Source organism: Paenibacillus contaminans, from assembly GCF_003285015.1.
Classification (GTDB): Bacteria; Bacillota; Bacilli; order Paenibacillales; family NBRC-103111; genus Paenibacillus_V; species Paenibacillus_V contaminans.
The window spans coordinates 13,156-32,648 of the sequence record NZ_QMFB01000056.1; the positions used below are offsets into that span (position 1 = coordinate 13,156).

Annotated in this window: 14 protein-coding genes; 12 read left to right on the forward strand and 2 right to left on the reverse strand. The window is 45.0% G+C overall.

Annotation, left to right across the window (positions count from 1 at the left end):
* Positions 1-13 precede the first annotated feature (13 nt).
* Positions 14-172 carry an SEC-C metal-binding domain-containing protein gene (locus tag DQG23_RS43945; protein ID WP_113036757.1) on the forward strand — a complete coding sequence of 53 codons (159 nt, stop codon included), beginning with the start codon at positions 14-16 and terminating at the stop codon, positions 170-172.
* Between the two features lie 250 nt (positions 173-422).
* Here DQG23_RS43945 and DQG23_RS40580 read toward each other — a convergent pair whose 3' ends face one another.
* Positions 423-1,298, reverse strand: a complete 876-nt coding sequence (locus DQG23_RS40580; RefSeq protein ID WP_113036758.1) for a Shedu anti-phage system protein SduA domain-containing protein — start codon at positions 1,296-1,298, stop codon at positions 423-425.
* A gap of 169 nt (positions 1,299-1,467) precedes the next feature.
* Between DQG23_RS40580 and DQG23_RS40585 the strand changes: the two genes are divergently transcribed.
* The 7 genes from DQG23_RS40585 (at position 1,468) to DQG23_RS40610 (ending at position 9,577) form a co-directional block, all read left to right on the forward strand.
* Positions 1,468-2,226 (forward strand): DUF5986 family protein, encoded by a 759-nt coding sequence (locus DQG23_RS40585; RefSeq protein WP_146762483.1) that lies wholly within the window; start codon positions 1,468-1,470, stop codon positions 2,224-2,226.
* 20 nt (positions 2,227-2,246) lie between these two features.
* Positions 2,247-3,464 carry a helix-turn-helix domain-containing protein gene (locus tag DQG23_RS40590; RefSeq protein WP_113036760.1) on the forward strand — a complete coding sequence of 406 codons (1,218 nt, stop codon included), beginning with the start codon at positions 2,247-2,249 and terminating at the stop codon, positions 3,462-3,464.
* An 83-nt stretch (positions 3,465-3,547) separates the two neighbouring features.
* On the forward strand, positions 3,548-5,101 hold the full coding sequence (locus tag DQG23_RS40595; protein WP_146762484.1) for a hypothetical protein: 1,554 nt from the start codon (positions 3,548-3,550) through the stop codon (positions 5,099-5,101).
* Positions 5,102-5,269: 168 nt separating this feature from the next.
* Positions 5,270-5,827, forward strand: a complete 558-nt coding sequence (locus tag DQG23_RS40600; protein ID WP_113036762.1) for a hypothetical protein — start codon at positions 5,270-5,272, stop codon at positions 5,825-5,827.
* A gap of 14 nt (positions 5,828-5,841) precedes the next feature.
* The gene (locus DQG23_RS41990; RefSeq protein ID WP_146762485.1) at positions 5,842-6,162 is read left to right on the forward strand and encodes a hypothetical protein; all 321 of its coding nucleotides are present in this window, start codon (positions 5,842-5,844) and stop codon (positions 6,160-6,162) included.
* Between the two features lie 711 nt (positions 6,163-6,873).
* The gene (locus DQG23_RS40605; RefSeq protein ID WP_420330278.1) at positions 6,874-8,418 is read left to right on the forward strand and encodes an AAA family ATPase; all 1,545 of its coding nucleotides are present in this window, start codon (positions 6,874-6,876) and stop codon (positions 8,416-8,418) included.
* Positions 8,411-9,577, forward strand: a complete 1,167-nt coding sequence (locus tag DQG23_RS40610) for a hypothetical protein (RefSeq protein WP_113036764.1) — start codon at positions 8,411-8,413, stop codon at positions 9,575-9,577. The genes DQG23_RS40605 and DQG23_RS40610 overlap by 8 nt, the downstream gene beginning before the upstream one ends.
* Before the next feature lie 782 nt (positions 9,578-10,359).
* Here the strand turns inward: DQG23_RS40610 and DQG23_RS40615 are convergent.
* Entirely contained in the window at positions 10,360-11,151 is a 792-nt protein-coding gene (locus tag DQG23_RS40615) for a phytanoyl-CoA dioxygenase family protein (protein WP_113036765.1), read from the reverse strand.
* A 156-nt stretch (positions 11,152-11,307) separates the two neighbouring features.
* Here DQG23_RS40615 and DQG23_RS40620 point away from each other — a divergent pair, with 156 nt between their 5' ends.
* From DQG23_RS40620 to DQG23_RS40640, 4 genes are all read left to right on the forward strand, one after another.
* The gene (locus DQG23_RS40620) at positions 11,308-12,171 is read left to right on the forward strand and encodes a helix-turn-helix domain-containing protein (protein WP_113036766.1); all 864 of its coding nucleotides are present in this window, start codon (positions 11,308-11,310) and stop codon (positions 12,169-12,171) included.
* Between the two features lie 1,108 nt (positions 12,172-13,279).
* Positions 13,280-16,675: an ATP-binding protein gene (locus tag DQG23_RS40630; protein ID WP_113036768.1), complete on the forward strand. Its 3,396-nt coding sequence runs from the start codon at positions 13,280-13,282 to the stop codon at positions 16,673-16,675.
* A gap of 69 nt (positions 16,676-16,744) precedes the next feature.
* Positions 16,745-18,370: an S-layer homology domain-containing protein gene (locus DQG23_RS40635; protein WP_158560957.1), complete on the forward strand. Its 1,626-nt coding sequence runs from the start codon at positions 16,745-16,747 to the stop codon at positions 18,368-18,370.
* A 50-nt stretch (positions 18,371-18,420) separates the two neighbouring features.
* Positions 18,421-19,176: a hypothetical protein gene (locus DQG23_RS40640; protein ID WP_113036770.1), complete on the forward strand. Its 756-nt coding sequence runs from the start codon at positions 18,421-18,423 to the stop codon at positions 19,174-19,176.
* Positions 19,177-19,493 lie beyond the last annotated feature (317 nt).

Consider the following 19,493-nt stretch of genomic DNA (forward strand, 5'->3'; position numbering starts at 1 on the left):
TATTGAGGGAAAAATGAAAATAAATAGAAATGAGCAATGTCCTTGCAAATCGGGAAAAAAATACAAACACTGTCATGGTGTAAAGCAAGGAGAACATATTTCTGACCCAGATAGATTAATTGAGGCGGACTTAAATAAAGAAGCAAATGAAGCAAGAATTAAACATTCCTAATCATGCTGAATGCAGTGATAAAATAAGTGGAGCCCATTCAATTTAAAACAATGGTATTCTTCGAGAATTGACGAATGGCTGCTTGTCTCTGTTATGGTGGAGGGTTATTAGAAAGGCAGGGATTAGAAGAGAAAAGCCTGCTGATTGGATATAACTTATAATTGAATTAATAACGATTATATAGAGTGTACTCAGAAGTCACGCTTCCACTCTTCTGAGTACATAAGATTCTGTTCATCGGAGATCCATTTCACTCTTTATCTCCCGTATTCTCAAGCCCCTTATCCGTTTTTTTGCCGTAAGCATCCCAATAAGAGAATCGATTTAAAAGAAAATTACTTCTCTCCACAGTTAGGTTTTTATTCTTTGAAACAGCACCTTCTTTATCAATTACTAGTGAGTAGTACGAGGATACGCCTGGCCCTAGTCGTATTGTTTCGGGGATAGAAACCGCATAATATTTCTGATTTTTAACTTTACTACATAACATGTCTCGTGCTTTGATATCAGGTCTTATTCGGTCATATGTCATAAACACTTCATCATTTTGAGTTAAACTACTTCTTTTTTCATTTAAATATGGCTCATTTTCAAATTCAAAACGCCGACCATATATTAATACGTAAATCGGTTTAAACGCTTTTCCTTTATGAAAGCTAGAAGGGATACCATAGTAATCGTAAAACAACAAACGATGATTGGGGTTTGAAAACCACATTCTCCAGTCTGTTAGTTGATCACGAGCTTGAACAAATTTATGGTGGGGCCTACCCTCGGAGGTAAACCATTTTTTGTTTGGAGCTTCAATCTCTATGAGGATAGGGTATATGTTGCAACTATCACAAGAAAGCCACATGAAATCGGGGATTTTGGTAGTTAGTCCCGTCAATTCAGGTTGAGTGACGACTGTTGCCGCATAAGGATAATGTCCCGATTGTCCAAATATACCAAATGCACCTGGAAGGTAGGCTGGATTGTTTTCAAAAAAAGTTTGGAATAGCTTTTCCTTATCGCCCTTCGTCTCCAATAAAGAGTTGAATTCTAGTAAAGATCTTTTTTCATATTCTTCCCAAGATAAGGCTAAAGGTGGATGGGGATCAAGAGAATATTTCTTAGTAAAAGGCATTAAGAAAAGGCTCCTTTATAAATAGTACCCAGTTAGAAGGAAAAGGGCTTATGCATTAAAATCTTAGTACAGAGCAACAATCTTATGTATCTAAATCCTATAATTCAACAATACACTAGACAAAAATATAAGTAAATAGTAATATTGTGTACAAGATGAGTTGGAGAGGATGATTCCGTTGACGCCAAATACTTTTCGTAGCTTAGAGGAGAAAGTAAAGTTTGTTGAGTCACTGTCTATTGGAGCAAAGTTAAATTATGAAAAAAAGAATGCGGATAATGGAATAACCAAAAACAAATATAGAAATGGAACTTCTGATGAAGTAAACCAGGTCGTATATGATAATTTCAAAGATACATACTTGATCGATGTCTACACAGAAAATGGCTTTGATCATATTCGAATGTATAACAAAGAAGATAAAAATTTATATGTACTGATTAGAGAAGGTACATATAAAGAACAAATCGAGTCAAAGGAAGACGAATCTCTTGCAGTTCATTATTTAAAGGCATATGCGTATATGAATTGGCACGTATCCAAAGTCCCTATTAAACTCACTGGACAACTTATGCTTTTTGGTGAAGATAATAATGAAATCGGGACTCATAAGGAGCATCTAGTTCAGCAGAAGGTAAGAGAAGTGATTGGGAATGTTGATGTTGAGCTTGTTCACATCATTACCTATGATGTGAGCCGAGGTGATTTGCTCTTTGTTAAATCAAGGATACCAAGTTCTGAGTTAAGACACATGCCTATTTATGAAGAGGATATGAGTGAATTTATCGTAACATATAACAATCAAGACGAAACAGTAGGTTCTTCTGTTAAGGTTGAACATACTGAACTATCGGATGAAATGCAAAAACAAATTATTACGGGGCTATTGAAACTCAAGGGTAAAGAAAAAGACAACAGTGACAAATAAAGATTATGAGAGGGATAAAAATGGCTGTCGTAAATGCCTTTAACCATAACAGATTAAAATCAGCAAGAATTTTCACGGGGCTTACGATATCTGAACTGGCAGATGCATCAGGTGTGTCAAAGCAAGCGATTTCTCAATTTGAGAACGGAAAAACAAAACCAACATTGGAGACGCTTATGAGACTAATGTTTGTTTTGAAATTTCCAAGGGAATATTTTTATGAAAAGGACAATATTGAAGATGTTCAAGTAGGTAACACCTTTTTTAGATCCTTAGTCAGTACATCAAAGAAAGAACGATTGTCGCAAGTTGAGAAAACAAAATACTTTTCAAAAATTTGCGATTTCCTCGAAAACTATATTGATTTTCCTTCATTGAATATGCCAAGCGTAAAGGATTTAATTAATTTGTCTGAGCCTTATCTTGATAATCCTAAGCTTCTTGAGCGTGATCATATTGAAGAAATTGCAATATCTCTACGTAATTTCTGGGGAATAGGCGAAGAACCCATTGCCAATATTGTTTTTTTGTTAGAGAAAAATGGTTTTATTATGACCTCATTAGCTACTGATACTCATAAAATTGATGCGTTCAGTCAAAGACAAATGATTCGGAACAAAGAGAGATATATCATCGTACTTGGTGATGGTAAACAATCTGCAAGTAGAAGGCAGTTTGATACTGCCCATGAGTTAGGACATATGCTTCTTCACAATTGGAATACAGACTTTAATGAAATATTCCTTGAAGAGCATCGACTTATCGAGCAACAAGCGGATACGTTTGCTGGAGCTTTTTTATTGCCAAGGGATTCATTCAAAAAGGATCTTCATTATCCTAATAATTTAAGTTTTTATATTGAGCTAAAGAAAAAATGGAAAGTTTCGATTCAGGCAATGATTGTAAGGGCATTTCATCTAGGTGTTATCAATTACAATCAATACACTTATCTAATGAAGCAAATGAATCAAAAGGGATTGAGAAAGAAAGAGCCATTAGACGATGTTCTTGCTGTGCCTCAACCAATACTTATAAATAAGGCTATAGAAATGTTGTTGGATAACAAAGTGTTAAAACCAAGGGAAATCATTGAAGCAGGTGGCTTTACGCTCTCACAAGACATGGTTGAGTATCTGCTCAATTTGAAAAAAGGTGTGCTCAACGAGAAGTCGGAAAAAGAAAATTTGGAATCACTTTTGCACTTTAGAAAGCTTGAGAATGAGGGCAGAGGGCGTTAATGAATAAATAACAATTAAATTACTGCTGATAACAAGTTGAACAGATTGATAAAAATTTATCAAACAAAAAAGGGTGGACATTGTTGGGTGAAAGTATTGAAGTGTGTCTTGGATGCGGGAAAAAATTAAACAATGTTTTACAATTTGAAGTATTTACATTTACACCAGGCCAATATGTATGTTCCGAATGTACAAAAAAGTTTAAAAAACAATTGACAGAGATCAGGAATGGTGCTCTTGAGATAATCATTCGTAATAGATCACTAAATGAAAAGTTTGATGAATTTGTTGAAAGTGAAGAAATTTTTGATCATCTTGATACACATTCATTTTATTTACATGGCTCGCATCAAGCTAGAGAGTACATGTTCTCTTTACTTGAAGAAGTACATCGCTTTGCTTATCATGCAACTTTTGAATGTCATTTGTTCTGCGATATGTTTGAAAATGCTGATCCTATGTTCTTCTCAGATCGATATTTTTTAACTAATAGTGTTATTAAAACGATTGGTGCTTGGGAGAAATTGTTGAGATTCCACTGTCTATATTTCGAGGTTCAATTAGATCGGGATCCAAAAAACAACTCTTTAAGTCGCTTACAAAAGAAGATGAACAAAACGGAATTCAAGCAAACGAATTTGTACAGCGAATATATTAGACTGAAGAGTAATAATAGTTTTGGTGAGATTGATAAAGCGAGAAAGAATAATGATCATAATGTATCGTATCATCTGGAAGGGAAAAATTTTTTAGAATTATCTGAGTTAGCTGAAATGATATTGGAGAATACGAGTGCTCTTTATAACGGAATAGACGAAGCCCTTGAACTCTTAACAAAAAGGACTCGACTAGCAACAAGGAAATTTAATAATGATTTTGGACTTGTCAATAAAATTGAAGAGAACGATAAAATATTCAAGAAAAAAGCTTTGAAAATAAAATCGAAGTTTAATCTTGAGGACATAAGTCAAATTAATCAACTTTCTGTAGATTATATAAGTTGGGCTAGCAATAGACTGGATGAAGTGAGTAGCTGGAAAATAAGATACTCACATCCTCCTATGATATCAATATATTATAGGCTAATAGATGTTGCTGTAAGGGTTCACGAGAGTGCCAGAAGTCTGGGGTATTCTGCCGAACTTTTTGAACAGGCGGTAAATTTGAATTATGCTGATTTGGATAAACATTGGGTAAATTTTGATGGTATGAATTATCGTTACTTTATACATAGTGCTTTATTAAGGATATATGGAGTGTATGATAAGCTAGGAATGATCATTCAGGATCTATTCGAAGTAGAGCTGGGTAATGTTACTTTTGAAGCCGTTATTGAACAAATTCGAGTTACGGATGGGGATGATCGTTTCCTAAACTCTTTGCCTCCCTTGAAGTTATGTAATCGTATATTAAGCACAGTCGCGTATAAAAAGTTATACGATTCCAGACAAGATTTTTTTCATTTATTAATTTTACAAGACTTTATGAAGCCACAGTATAAGGAAGTTATTGACACGGAACTTATAATTGCCATTATTGAAAATTGTAAGATGATTTATCAACTTATCGATAGTCTAGATATCGCACTTGTACATTTCCACCAAATTGGTACTTATCATCAAAACACAAAGATATAGAGGGGTTATTTTGAGTTGTTCATCAAATTAGTTTTGGCTAAAGGTTTCGGGATATATCGATACAATTCGATAGTTCTCTAAACCTTTTTTATACAGAAAAAACTATTGCACCTATTTCCGAAAACACTTCTTTTTGGAATAAATAATTCATCGAGGGGACGATAATAATTGGATATTAAAGAAGATAGTGATCTATTACCTTTCGAACAAAATATCAAAGAAATTGAAGAGATATTGGAGAAATTCGCCAAAAATAATGAACTACCATTTCCTAAAGGTTTTTGTAACCCCTCCTCGGTTTTCACACTTTTTTGTCTTTATATTACAGACGAAGATACATTCAGTAACTATCGTATTGTTAAAATACTTGTAGATGAAAGTGATGAGCAATTTTTCGAAAAGACTAATCATTGGTTGATATGTCACAAAAATGATGGGATATTTGGTAGGTTTGATCGTCCTGTTATTGATATTACATGCCATCAATTTCAATCAGCTCATATGAAAAGAGGTATACTTTATCCATATCCATTGAAGTATAAAATTATTAAAGAGGAAAAGACTGAATTCACCAGAACTCTTATAGATATATTACGAAGTGTAAGCACCCAAAGCGAAATCAATGAACACCGAAGAGACATTCATCGATTTTCAATTCTTGTGGGGGAAAGTACAGATGATCTTGACAGGCTTTTAAAAGAAGCCAAACTGCTTAACGAAGTATAAGATGAAAAATATACGTGAGGGGTAAAGTATTTGAGAAGAAGGAAACCACAGGAGTACCTCAAGTCAATGGATTACCACATAGTTGGAAGGGGGCATTATTTTTATACGCTTCCTTCCATTCCCATACGCTGTGTAGAAGCGACGTTTGTGAAATTGCAATAGTAATTGTAGGGGCTAAAAACAAAAGGGGATATTTACAAGCACTTGAGAAACATCCGCTACCCAAAGGACATTACTTTTCAGATATCGAACAAAGAAGTGATAGTTCAGTATTAGTATCAATAGTTAATAAGTTTGTTTTGGTTATAATTTGGAAAAACCTGCTTATATTTTAAACTGAATAAATTTCAATTCTTAAATGGGCACCTTTTGGGAGGTGCTCATTTTGCGTACAAAAAACAAACAGTTTTCTAGCTTAAAGGAGTATTAAAATGTTTTTTATTGTTCCTTAAACCAACGAATGATTTTAAGAACTAACCCATAGGATGGCTCGAGTAAGGGAGATGACTTAGAACTTGCATTTTTCGGGGAAGATAGCAAACGAAATCCGAGAGATTGACTGTTTGCCGACTTACAGCAATTGTCAGCCGACTTTTTATGTCTTATACTATTGTTATTTGTCAAGCAAGGAATGCCCTCCAAAGGAGTTGAAGAACATACACCCGACATTAGCGTATCTTTACATTCACGAAATCGGCAGATGCTTCCGGCAGCAGCAGTTTACTTTCACAAATGATTTCAGCATCAACTATAACCATCTCCATAGGAAGCTGAGCCTCACGAAAAATAGGACTAATCCGTATGCCGGATTATGGGGGGGCCATATAAGCAATATCAACCTTATTGTTGGAAAGAACGGCTCGGGTAAGTCCACGGTGCTAGATCTGCTGGGTATGAAACAGTATCAGAGAAATCACTTTTTCGAACATGCCCAATGGTTTGCTATTTATCATCTCGAAGATGATACTTTTGTCATTGAGGGCCGGAATCCTGGTTTACTGGAAAATGTGGCGCGAGCTTTACCGGAGGGAGTCGCGGATTATAGCGTGCGCATCTCTTTCAGTTATGAGCGGCAGCAGATAACCGTGCATGGAAACACCGCGGGTGAATTTCATGACGACCGCCGAACGGCAGAAAACGAAAGACTTATTTACTTATACCAATTGAAGGCTCCCACACGGAGCTGGTTAAGGCAGGTCAAGGATATAGGGGCACAGGATACGTTTACCGGATATCAACGCGTGTATTTGGATAATACGTTATTTGCCGGCATTTATAAGTTCATGAGTGCGGAATACAAGAAGCTGGAGAACGTATTTACGATCGACAGGGCGGTTTGCGAGTTTCGAAGGCGGGATAAGATTTTCCCTGACTTTACAACAGAAGAGGATAAGCTTGAGATGCTTGGCTTCCGGTTCTATCAAGGCAAAGGTAACGTTTTATTTTTCGAGAGCGATAAGGTGCCTATACTGCCTAAAAGGAAAAGGAACCCCAGCCCTTGGAGTCTCAAGGATAAGTTTATCATTTCATATCTAGAAGCTGCCGTTATGGATCTGTGGATTAATTCGCTGCTAAGTGATCTTAGCAAGGAGGAAAAGCAGGAGTACATCGCTCGGATCCACGAAATCGCATACGATACGGATGATTATTCGACCCGAATCAAGTATCTTTTCAATTTACTGGACCTGCTGGGGGAATGGTTACTTCCGAAGTTGCAGGAAAAAGAGGGAATTAACTTCGATCCCAACATTTACAAAGCAATGAAGGTTGCGTTCGAAGAGCTAGAGGCCATCTATTATATATCCGGTGCGGAAGTGGTAGTCCGTGTCAGCACGGGTATGGATGACGCTGTTCACGGTCTGCTCCTCATATATGACCGATTCATCAATAAGTACGGGCTCCGGCGTTCCTTAGACGTTTCGTTCAGGTACATGAGCAGCGGCGAGCTTGAGTTTATTCATAGCTTTGTCAGTGTGTATGGGGCGATACAAGTTGCCGTCAATCATGAGCAAGTGGACACGATATTACTGCTGTTGGACGAGCCGGACGCCTCATTCCATCCCGAGTGGTCGAGACGCTATATCCATTATTTGACGGAATGCATACGCCTTGCTGAACTTAACGAAGGAATCAAATTTCAAGTTGTGATAGCAACGCATTCTCCATTTATCGTCTCGGACGTTCCTAAGGAGCATATTACCTGTATCAATGTGACGCAAGACTTGATGAGGATCGTCAAAAAAGCCGACTTCGGCTTAATGGGCAACTTTTATGATATCGTCAAAAACGATTTTTTCCTCGATTCGCCCGTAGGCGAGTTTGCAAAGGGCTTGTTCAAGCGTATCATGGGAAGAATCAAAGAATGGAGAGAGTATGATGGGGAGGAAATCGAACTGGTAAGAGGCTTGATCTCAGCTATTGACGAGCCGGTGATCCGATCCAGACTGCAGGAGAGGTTGGAGGGCAGAGTGGCGGAGCTTGCGGTTCGACAGAAGGTGTTTGAATCTCAGATGGAACTGGAGGATAAAATCGCACGGATGGAAAAGGAATTGGCCGCACTAAAGAAGCGGAGGGAACGTACTCTTGATTAAACTGGATCCGGCTAATGTAACTAGACAGGCGACCGAATACCTAAACGAGATGATGAATGTAATTAAGCGCAATTATCAGGTAGAGCGCATCACGCCGAGTCCTGCTATGAATCCGTTCACTGGGCGGCGCGTTGCCGAACTTTTCGAGAGCGGAGGTACATTGGACGAGACGCTGTTGGACACGCTGTTAACCGGAACCTTCAGCGATATGACCTCCAGATATATGGATCTCCAGGATTACATTCAGACGTGTAGGTTGGTCTATTACAGCTCCTTTAAGATTCATTATGAGCTAGATAAGCTAAGACTCCCTAAGACGCAAAGAGAGCGGGAAAGATTTCGCGAACGGTATGCAACTCGCTACGCATCGAGTTGGTTCGACCAGATCAAGGCGGCCCATCCTAATTATATGCAAAATGATGAGTATTTTGATGCATTCATCGATGCCGTGGAAGCTAATTTGAATACGCTAAATGAGGGGATTGGGCGGATCGTCAATTATAGCATGTTGCCGGACGAACTGAGACATAGCATTATGAATCGAATGGGGGTTGAGGTTTGCCCATACTGCAACAGGCAGTATATCACGCATTATCATGATGGAATCAAGTTCAAGACGACGGCGGATCTGGATCATTTTTATCCGAAATCTGTCTTTATGCTACTCTCGTTATCGTTGTTCAATTTTGTCCCTTCATGTCATATTTGCAATTCTCGCTGCAAGCTCGCTAAGGGCGTCGAGATTTTGTACCCGTATGATCGGGGCTATATGGATGACGCTCTCTTCAAATACGTATTAACACCCGGAGGTTCGATTGATTCGATTGTCGGAGGCAATACGGATTTTGATATTGAGATGGAAATAAGCGGAACAGGGGCGTCCCACCGGATGATGCAGAACGGCGTCGACATGTTTAAGTTGGAGAAGCTGTACCGTAGCCACAAGGAGTGCGTCCGGGAGATTTTGTACAAAAAACAGGCCTATTCCAAATTACACCAGGACGATCTACAGGATCTACTGGAGCTGATGGGGCTGGAACAATTAACGCAGCATGAAATGAATCTGTTCCAATACGGCTACACTCTTGATCCCGAGAACTTCAGCAAAAGACCGCTGTCCAAACTGGCTTACGATGTGATCCGACAAATTTTGAATTAGCCAGGGACGTATAATGTTGTGAATCGGACAGGTAGATTGGTTTTGCAGTGGTGCGGCTGATAAGACGGTTTGCGTTCTTGGATCTGATGATGCATTTTAGATTTTCGTTTTTCGGAAAGCAGGCGGAATCAATCGTCTGGGAAAAGCCAGGATACCCACACAAGTGATCAGAATTTCTAGCATCAATAATTCCCTATATATGCGCCGCGGTTAAGCTGAATGTTGATTGTCTAAAAAAATCATATAAAAACAAGTGGTTAGTCTCATCGAACGATATAAACTGTCTCAAGCAAACCATATAAAAACTACCTTAAATGAGCTGTTTTTGTCTCAATTGATTTTATAACTCACACATCACGAAGCAAATAATTTGTTTGAGAGCAAATAGAGTCGTCTCGCAAATTCGCACTGACCCAAGTTTGGCTAATACCGAAGCTGAAGCAGGGTAACTGGAGCAAGTGAGCGCAGTGTCGATTTGATGAAAAGACTGGAAATTTATCGGGTTCTTTACCGATTTATTGTCCAGTCTTTTTCTTTTATGCGGGATTATGAATGACTTGAGGGGGCTTATGGTAGGGAACAAAGAAGACGATAAATTAGTTAGGATTCTTCCGGAAAAGTAGGTGTTCCTCATGGGTCGATATGCAATATACGGACCGAATCGTTCCTGGCGGGAAGGAGAACGATAATGCTTAAATGAGAAACGAGCCCCTGGCATCGCGTCAAAGGCTCGTTTCTTATCCTTATGGAAGGCGCGAATAGTTGCCTTCCGCCCGGTAGCGTCAAGCGCCTGCGGACGTCTGCCGAATCGTATAATCCGGTTTCACCTTTTCGAAATTCGGGTTATGTCCAGCAACCATAAGGCCCATGCCCCAGTCAAAATGCGTGTTTTGCGTCGGCATGTCGGATGGGTCTTTGTACTGAAACAGTACATTTCTACGCGTCCGCTCGCTGCGGTTCGTATCTGAGCCGTGAATCGTCAGATAGTTAAAAAACAACACGTCCCCAGCATCCGCTGGACATGCCAAACCTTCCGCGATCGGGAACTCCTTGTGGTTCAAATAGTGGGCGCCTACATGCGGCAGGTTACCCTGCTTATGCGAACCCGGGATGACGCGCAGGCATCCGTTTTCCTCATCGGCGCGGTCCAGATGGACGCTAGCGGCCAGCATCGTATGCAGCTCGTGCGGGAAATACGGATAATCCTGGTGCATCGGGAATGCTGCGCCATTCTCAGGCGGTTTGACGAGCATTTTGGAATGGTGCAAATGCACATTTGGCCCGATGAGCTGCGTTAGAACCGCCGTCATGTTCGGGTGAGCAAGCGCCCTCAAGAATGACGCGTCATGATAATGCACATCGTGGAAGCCCTTTAGCACGAGCTTTCGTAATTGCTCCGGTGGAAGATAGTCGCCTTGCCAAGCGTGGTTATTGTCTTTTTTCGCGCGTGCGGCACGCAGGATGATGCTCTCGATCGCCTCCCTCATCTCCTCTACTTCTGCTTGATTGAAGACGCCCTTCACTAGCAAATAACCGTTTTCTTTGTAAAAATCCACATCAGTCTGCGAATTCATCGTCGTTTCCTCCCTTGAGTTTCGGATTGATTATTCGGTTTCTATGCTTATAATCATAAGTAAATTGGAATGAAACGTCTTTGCTTCGAACAGACCTCTTTTTGCAAAATAACGCCAAGTCATCCATGGCTTGAAAGGAAGGGAGAAGTAGAAACGATGCTCCTTTATAAGGAAAGCTGTGAAAGACTTCACGATTTTGCCATGGAGCCAAGCCAGCCCGGTTCGGCTTTCCATGTCCATTACTGGGGTGTCGCAGAGAAGCTGTCGAGCAACCCGGTACACAAGCATTCGTTCTTTGAGATATGTTATGTTCTCGGGGGAACAGGCGAATATACCGATGGCGGCGTCGACTATTCGCTGCGCAAGGGCGTGCTGTTTTGTTCGCGTCCCGGCATTACGCACCAGATACGGACCCGGGATGGCCTCTCTATCGTCTTCGTCGCTTTCGAGCCGGATGATGCGGCAACAGACGAGTCGATGCTGGAAGCGTGGCGTCAGCTTGCGGACAAAGGCCGGGTTTACGCAGAGGCTTCACGGTCTGCCACGGAGCTGCTTTGGGAGTCGCTTCTGCTGCGCGAGAACGACCGGAGCTGCCTGCCGGAAGCTGCTGTTCCTGCGGCGGCGTGTGCGCTTCTGATTTCGTTTCTCTCGCTCTTCGGCGAGAATGAACGGAGGTCGGCAGCGCGACCGAGACAGGATAGCGCGATTGTTCGAAGAGCGAAGCTGTATATCCGCGATAATCTTGGTGAGCGGCTGTCGCTGGGGGAGGTTGCGGGTTATTTGAACGTGTCGGAGCGTCACTTATCAAGGCTGTTCGGGCTGGGCATCCACGAAAATTTTTCGGATTATGTACGCTCGGAGCGTGTGCGTCAGGCCGCCAAGCTGTTAGTTGAGACGGATATGCCGATCAAGGCGATCGCAGAGGCGACGGGTTTTTCGTCCGTGCATTATTTTACTCGCACCTTTGCTCAAGCCAAATTGATTCCCCCAGGCAAGTACCGCAGCAAGCTCCGAGGATAATAAATCGGAAGCTGACAGCTTCGAATCAGGGGAAAAACAATTTTGTTCTTTATTTTCGGTATAGAACTGGAGATTGGCCGATCAGTATTCATCCGGATACGGGACGAGTATGTATTTTCGTTCATAGACGGGGGAATAAGGAAAGTCGAATATTACACTGATGGAAGCAACCCAGCACTCGAAGGTGAAGCATATGAAAGGTATCCCTTTGTTAGATGGGAAGAGACCAGGGGTTATCAAGAGCTTGACCCTGAACGGTCCCGGGTCTTTTTTTTCGTCTCCCTCCGCGTACTAGAGCAGGAAAATGCAGGAGGATCTCGAATAGTATCCCTTATCTGTATCTTCTACAGGAACCAAGCGCGCTTGAAGAATATGAGATGATCGAAGCCAAGCATTTAATTAGGCTTGTACTCTGTACTCTGAGGCTTGCATAATCCTACGCGACCCATAGTCCGGCGTATCCAGTTATGAAATAACAGTTGAATATGACAACCAGATGGCAGAAAATCCCTTGATACTTGAAAGAAAAGGGTCTTTTTCTGCCATTTGTTTATTGGGATGCATGAATCGTGCGCGTAGTGAGGAAAAGCTTATTGTTCATGAGGCTGACCGCACTATTCAACCGGTAAAATGCTCGTTCTCGCCCGTTAGTGAGGCAAACGAAACTATCAATTTCGTTTGCCTCACTAATAATTGCGTTTACCTCATTATCTCGCTGGAACACGGGATTTCGACGAGAGATAGTAAGGCTAGCCTCACTAATAATTGCGTTTGCCTCATTATCTCGCTAGAACAAGGGTTTCGGCTAGAGATAGTAAGGCATGCCTCACTAATAATTGCGTTTGCCTCATTTTCCCGACAGAACACGGCTTTTCGACGAGAGAAAGTGAATTCTGCATATTTACAGTAGTCTTAACCTTACTATTTCTCAGGGACAACGAGTCATCAGCGGCACGGAGGTTGCAACTATAGCTCAGAATTTTGGGCGAACGCTTCTAAGCAGTGGATTGAACAAACAGTAAACATATAATATGCAAGCTGCAAATTAACCGCACGAGGTTTGACAGCCGACGTGTGACCGAGCATCGCATGACGGGAGTCGCGCGGGGTGCGGAAAAAAATGGACGGAGTATCGATTACGCCGATATTCCCGCATCACTTCGAACAGGGAGGAGACGAATTGGAAGGCTGCAGCGTTCAACTGTTAGGCGGTATGAGCATCATTCTCGGCGGCGAAGAGCAGCAGCAGGCCGTTCCCGGAGGGAAAGCCAAGCTGCTTCTGGCGTATTTGGTTCTCGCCTTCGATAGGCCGCTTAGCAGGAAACAAATCGCTTTTGAATTTTGGCCGGATTCTTCCGAAAAACAAGCATTGTCCAACCTGCGGAAGCTTCTTCACGACCTGCGGGAGCGTCTCCCCCTCATCGAACGGTATATCAAGATTACGCCGGCATCTATCGGTTGGAACGATGAGCTGCCTTGCGAATCGGATGTGCGCCGGTTTGAGCAGGCAGCGCTAGGACAAACCCTCCATGAGCTGCGCCAGGCGGAAGAACTGTACCGCGGGGAGCTACTACCCGGTTTTTTTGAGGAATGGCTTGTGGCGAAGCGGGAGCTGCTGGCGCAAACGTATGTGAATGTGCTCGACAAGCTTGTCGGCCTATTGGAAAGTCAGCGCGAATACTCGGCCGCCTTGTTTTATGCAAATAAGCTGCTTATGCACAACAATTTACGGGAGGAAAGCTACCGGACGCTCATGCGGCTGCATGCTTTGAATAAAGATACGGCAGGGGCTGTGTTGATTTACCGGCAGCTGCAAACAACGATACAGACCGAGCTTGGGATCGCACCCTCGGAAGAAACCGTTCGGCTTTTCCAAAGGCTGATGCTAAGCGGGGGCGAGCCTGAGGGGGAGGCGCAGCGTCCGAGACCGCTGATCGGCAGATTGGATGAATGGGGACAATTGCTGAGCGGCTGGAAAAAGGCGCAGGACGGCGGAAATACGTTGTTCGTCATTAAGGGCGAGGCGGGGATCGGCAAAACGAGGCTGGTTATGGAATTCAAGGAGCGCCTTGAAAGCGAAGGCGTTCAAGCCGCATTCGCCGGCTGCTACCCGTCCGTGAAAGCATTGTCCTATTCGCCGGTTGCCGCATGGCTCAGAAGTATTCCTTTGCCACGGCTCCATTCGCCACACCTGTCCGAGCTGTCCCGGCTGCTGCCCGAGCTGTCCGATAGGCATCCCGACCTGCCTAAGGCAAGCCCGATAGAGGAAAATTGGCAGTTGCACCGTTGGTATGAAGCGATTGAACGGGCGCTGGCGGACAAAGAGCCGTTGCTGCTCATCCTCGACAATATGCAATGGAGCGACAGCGAGACGCTGCAGTTCCTTTCTTACCTCCTCAGCAAAGATGCCAAAGCTAAACGATTCGTCATTGCGACGATGCGAACGGACGAGTATCCCGGCGACGCCGTCGAGCCGTTTATTTCCGGTCTTCGGCTTGAAGGAATGCTGACGGAAATCGAACTGGCGCCTCTCAGCAAGGAGGAGACGAGAAGCCTGATGGCAGCGTCCGTAGGCGAGACGATGGCGGAGCGTTTTTCGTCCGACATCTACGCCGATACGGCAGGCAATCCGCTGTTTATTACGGAAACGCTGCGCGAATGGCAAGCGGGCGGAGGCGGCGAAATACGGTTGTCGCCCATGGTGAAGTCCGTCATTGAAAACCGTTTAAGCAAGCTGATGCCGGCTCATCGCAAGCTGATATCGGTTGCTGCGGTTGCCGGCAGACCGGTTGCAACGGCGTTTTTGTCGATGGCGGCGGGCGTGGAGGAGGAAGCGCTGCTCGATGAACTGGATCGGCTTGTGCAATTGAAGGTTTTGCGGGAGACGGCGAGCGGCACCTACGATTTTACCCACGATGTCATAAGAGAAACCGCGTATAGTCTCATGAACGAGAGCAGGCGCCGCCGGTACCACGGGCAAATCGCCGGATTGCTGCCGGTTTTTCACCGTGACAGCTCAGAAGCCGTCGCAGCGGAAATCGCCCACCACTACCAGCTTGCCGGCATGGAAAAAGAGGCTGTCGACTATTATAAACTGGCTGCCTCGGCAGCGGAAAATATTTATGCGAACGAGACAAGGATCGGCTATTATAACAAGCTGTGCCTCCTGCTGCCTCCGGAGCAAAGGCTGCCGGTTTTAATGCAGCTCGGCGATGCCTTGATTATAGCCGGGCATTGGAGCGAAGCCGAGAAGACTTATAGACGTTGGCTCGACCAGTCCGGAAACGGAGCTTCGCTGCAGGAGCGGTCGGCGTGCGATGTTGCGCTGGGTAATTGCTTGCGGTTACAGGGAAAATACGAGGAAGCAGGCGTTCATTTGGAGCGAGCCCTCCGCTTTTTTGAGCTGCTGGACGATCATGCCGGACTGAGCTCCGTTTATGTGACGCTTGGGATTTTATATTACTACATGGGCGATTACGACAAAGTGCTCGATTATCAGGCGAAGAGAGCGGAACTGCGCCATACCGGTGACCGGAGCCGGGAGGACTGCCGTTTTTTCGGCGTGATCGGGCACCTTCATTATGACCAATGCGACTACGGCCAAGCGATATATTGGATCAAGAAACAAATCAAGCTTGCCGCAGAGAACCAGGACAAGTATTCGATCGAGCAGGCGATGGGCGTATTGGCGATGGTTTATATGGACACGGATGAAGTGAACCTCGCTTTCGACCTTCTCGCCGACAAAATGGAGATCAGCAAATCGATCGGCGACCGTATGGGATTCGGAATCGTTTTTAGCATGTTGGGCAGATACTACCAGTATTTGGGGCGTTATGATCTTGCGGCTCCGTGCTTTGCTTTTTGCTTGGAGGAAGCGGTTGGGATCAAGGATTTGCGGATCGTCGCCATTGCGCTCAGCTTCGAGGGAAGCAGTTTGATTGCCCAGCGGCGGCTGGAGGAGGCCGAGCCCCTGCTCGAGCGTGCCGTTCGGCTGTTTAGCCGGCTGAACACCCCTTACTTCGCTTGCGAGGCGTTGTATTACATGAGCTTGCTCAGACATGGCCGGCATCAGCCGGAACGCGCCGCACATATTGCGGAGGAGGCGCTGGAAATCGCGAACCGGCTTAAACGCAAAGATATGCAGGTCAGGCTTCTCATCCACCTGCTGCAGATGAAGACCGAGTCGGGGGAAGCGGCAGCCCTGCTGCAATCGATGCGGGAGCAATTTTCCGGCGATCAGGAGCAGGCGGCGATTCTATACGAAATATGGAAGCTGAACCCCGAATCGGCCGAACAAAAGGAGGCTGCGCTTTTGCTGAACGAGGCGCTTTTCCGGAAGTCGGGCAAACAGCAGTATATCGACCGCTGCCGCGAGCTTAGCGGCGTCTGCCATACCTCCGCTGCGCGGCCGCTGCCCCCGCTTGCAGCCGAGGCCGTACGGAATAAAACGATTACCCCGAGTTTACTCGAGACAATCGACCGTTATTGGAGCTTTGGGTGAAACCGGCCGCAGTTGAAGCGCTTTTGAAGCGCCCCCTCCTTTAGAATGAATCTGAAGGAGGGGGGTTCTTTGCGTTCAATACGAAAGTCGATTATATTTTTCGCGGCTTTGCTGTTTCTGTATGCCGCGCTGCCGGCTGCGCGAGCGGATGCGGCGCAAATAAACCGGTTCGGCATTTCGGATGCGGCTACTTTTGCTGCGGTAACGTATTTGATAGCCGGGAAGCAGTATTATTTTACGTATGACACCGACAAGGCGGGGACGACATCAATCGAAAAAATGATGTTCGGCTATTCCACCGATCAGGGCGTAACCTGGACGGAGCCGCCCGTCAGAGAAAGCGGCGGCTTTTTGACCAAAACGTTCATGCTTCCCATCGACCCGCAGCTCACATCCGCTCACTTCCGTCTGAGCGCGTACTTCGATCCGCTTATCGGAGCCAAGAGTTATTCCGAGAAGAAGATCGGACCGTACAAAATTTTGCAGCCGGCAGACCTGTCCGATTTTACCGCGACGTCAAACGATGACGGAACGGTAACGCTGAACTGGAGCGACAATTCGAACATGGAGTCGTATTACCAGATTACCCGGTATGGTCCGGACGGCACCAAAACATTTTACGTAAATAATACGATGGACAACATCGGCCCGCTAAGTTATGCCGACAAACAGACGATTACGGATAAAAGCACGGTTTACGTCTACTCGCTGACCCCGGTAGTGGACAAATACGAGCTGCCGGACAACCTTCGTCCGGGGACCGTGAATGTCATTGCGAAAACGAAGGCGAAGGCCAGTATTATCAAAATCAATCCCGAAAAATATATCGTGGATTCCAGCATATTGAAGTATATAAATGATTTACATTTGAATATCGATAAAAAAGCCGTCAGCGGCGTCAAGCTGGATAAGAAGTCCATAACGCTGTCGCCGGGGGAAAGCGAGAAGCTGACCGCTGCGGTCACCCCATCCGATGCGGATAATCAGAAGGTCGTTTGGAGCAGCGACAACCCCCAGATCGCCGAGGTGGACGGCACCGGCAACGTTACCGGCAAAGCTTCGGGTTTTGCAAAAATAACGGTGAAGACGGAAAGCGGAAGCTTTACCGATACAAGCATTGCCACCGTCGTCTCCAACATTGAGCCTGCGCCAATCTTCCCGGACATCGCCGGTCATAAGGCGCGCGAGGAGATCGAAAAGGCCGTGTCGCTCCAAATCGTTTCGGGATATCCCGACGGGACATTTTTGCCGGATGGGAACGTAACCCGGGCGGAGTTTGCCAAGATGATCGTCAAAGGGCTGAAGACGGAAGGCGATGGGGATCCGCTTACATTCGCAGATAAGGAGGATATCGGCGATTGGGCGATGCAACCGGTAAGGCAGGCGGTGAAGCTCGGGCTTATTTTCGGCTATGACGACAACACGTTCCGCCCGAATGCGAACATCACTCATGCGGAAATGATCGCCATGGTCATGCGAGCTTCCGGACTTCCTGCAGGCAATGCGCAGAAGACCGGGTTTGCGGACGACGCGGACATTCCGGAATGGGCGAAGCCTTCCGTGTCCAAAGCGGAGGAAACCGGCATCATCATCGTCGGGGGCTTGCCGGAAGGGAAATTCAAGCCGCAGGCGCTGTCCACCCGCGCGGAAGCCGTTTCAAGCATCGTCCGGATGCTGGGCAAGAAAGAGGTCTAAAAAGCTGCAATCGGCAGCACTTCATTCCAGTACGAAAGGGAGAATATACGTTGAAACGATTTGTAAGAAAGAAAACGGTCAAAGTCGCATTGCTTATTATCGCTTTTCTTGCCACGTCCCTAGGATCCGCATTTGCGGCGACCAATCTTGAGCCTGTCAACGCTTTCTTTAATCACGGGATATCGTTCGTTTTGAATGGCGATCGTTGGCAGCCGAAGAACGAAACCGGAGAGCCGCTGAAGCCGATTCATTATAACGGCAACAACTACCTGCCCGTCCGTGCGATTGCCGAAGCGCTCAAAATTCCGATCGATTACGACGGCGATACGGATACCATTTATATTGGAGGAATACCCGGCAAGAAAACGCCGATTTTCGCTATGCCGCTTGAGATTGACAACATTTATGTGACACGCTCCAAGGATCCTGAAGAAACGTTGATCAAAGAAAAACAGTTCCAGGAAGCGTTCAAGATCGACCAGTATGGCGATATTTATTTTACGCTCGACCGCAAATATAAGCGTCTCGTCCTGGATGCCGCCGTCGTAAGCCCAGGGGAGCATGACGTCGTGTTTTCCCTTTATAATGCAGGCGGGGCCGCCGGAAACATCAGCGAAACGGTGCTGGAAAAACACACGATCAGTCCGAAGGACGGGGTCCGGCAGATGGTATTTAATGTAGAAGGCTTGGAAAAAATTAAGCTCCATGTGCAAAGTCCCGAATTAAATCCGTACATTTATGCGAGAATTGTCGATACGTCATTTTTCGATAACGGGGAAACGTCCGCGAAGGATAGCTCGAAGTAGTAAAGCCGGAGGCGGTGGAATGAATCCGGCTGCTTCCAGCAGAAGTTGACGATTGAGGTGATAATACGTTGACCGCTCTTGATCCAAGGTTGGCTTTCCGCCTTGCTAGGGATTGATGAAAGACACCGTTACGAAAGCAAACACGGATATCGGAAATGTTTTGCATAGACTGTGCGCCTAGTGAAGAAAACCTTATTATCAATGAGGCTGCCCGCACTATTCCACCGGTAAAATGCTCGTTCATGCCCGATAGTGAGGCAAACGCAACTCCCTCTGTTCGTAGCGGTTTTCTCACGAATGCTCGCTCATTCGCAGGA

Excerpts from the sequence above, each read along its gene's own strand:
- DQG23_RS43945 (WP_113036757.1), top strand. The coding sequence starts at position 14 with ATGAAAATAAATAGAAATGAGCAATGTCCTTGCAAATCGGGAAAAAAA.
- DQG23_RS40580 (WP_113036758.1), bottom strand. The coding sequence starts at position 1,298 with ATGCCTTTTACTAAGAAATATTCTCTTGATCCCCATCCACCTTTAGCC.
- DQG23_RS40585 (WP_146762483.1), top strand. The coding sequence starts at position 1,468 with ATGATTCCGTTGACGCCAAATACTTTTCGTAGCTTAGAGGAGAAAGTA.
- DQG23_RS40590 (WP_113036760.1), top strand. The coding sequence starts at position 2,247 with ATGGCTGTCGTAAATGCCTTTAACCATAACAGATTAAAATCAGCAAGA.
- DQG23_RS40615 (WP_113036765.1), bottom strand. The coding sequence starts at position 11,151 with ATGAATTCGCAGACTGATGTGGATTTTTACAAAGAAAACGGTTATTTG.
- DQG23_RS40620 (WP_113036766.1), top strand. The coding sequence starts at position 11,308 with ATGCTCCTTTATAAGGAAAGCTGTGAAAGACTTCACGATTTTGCCATG.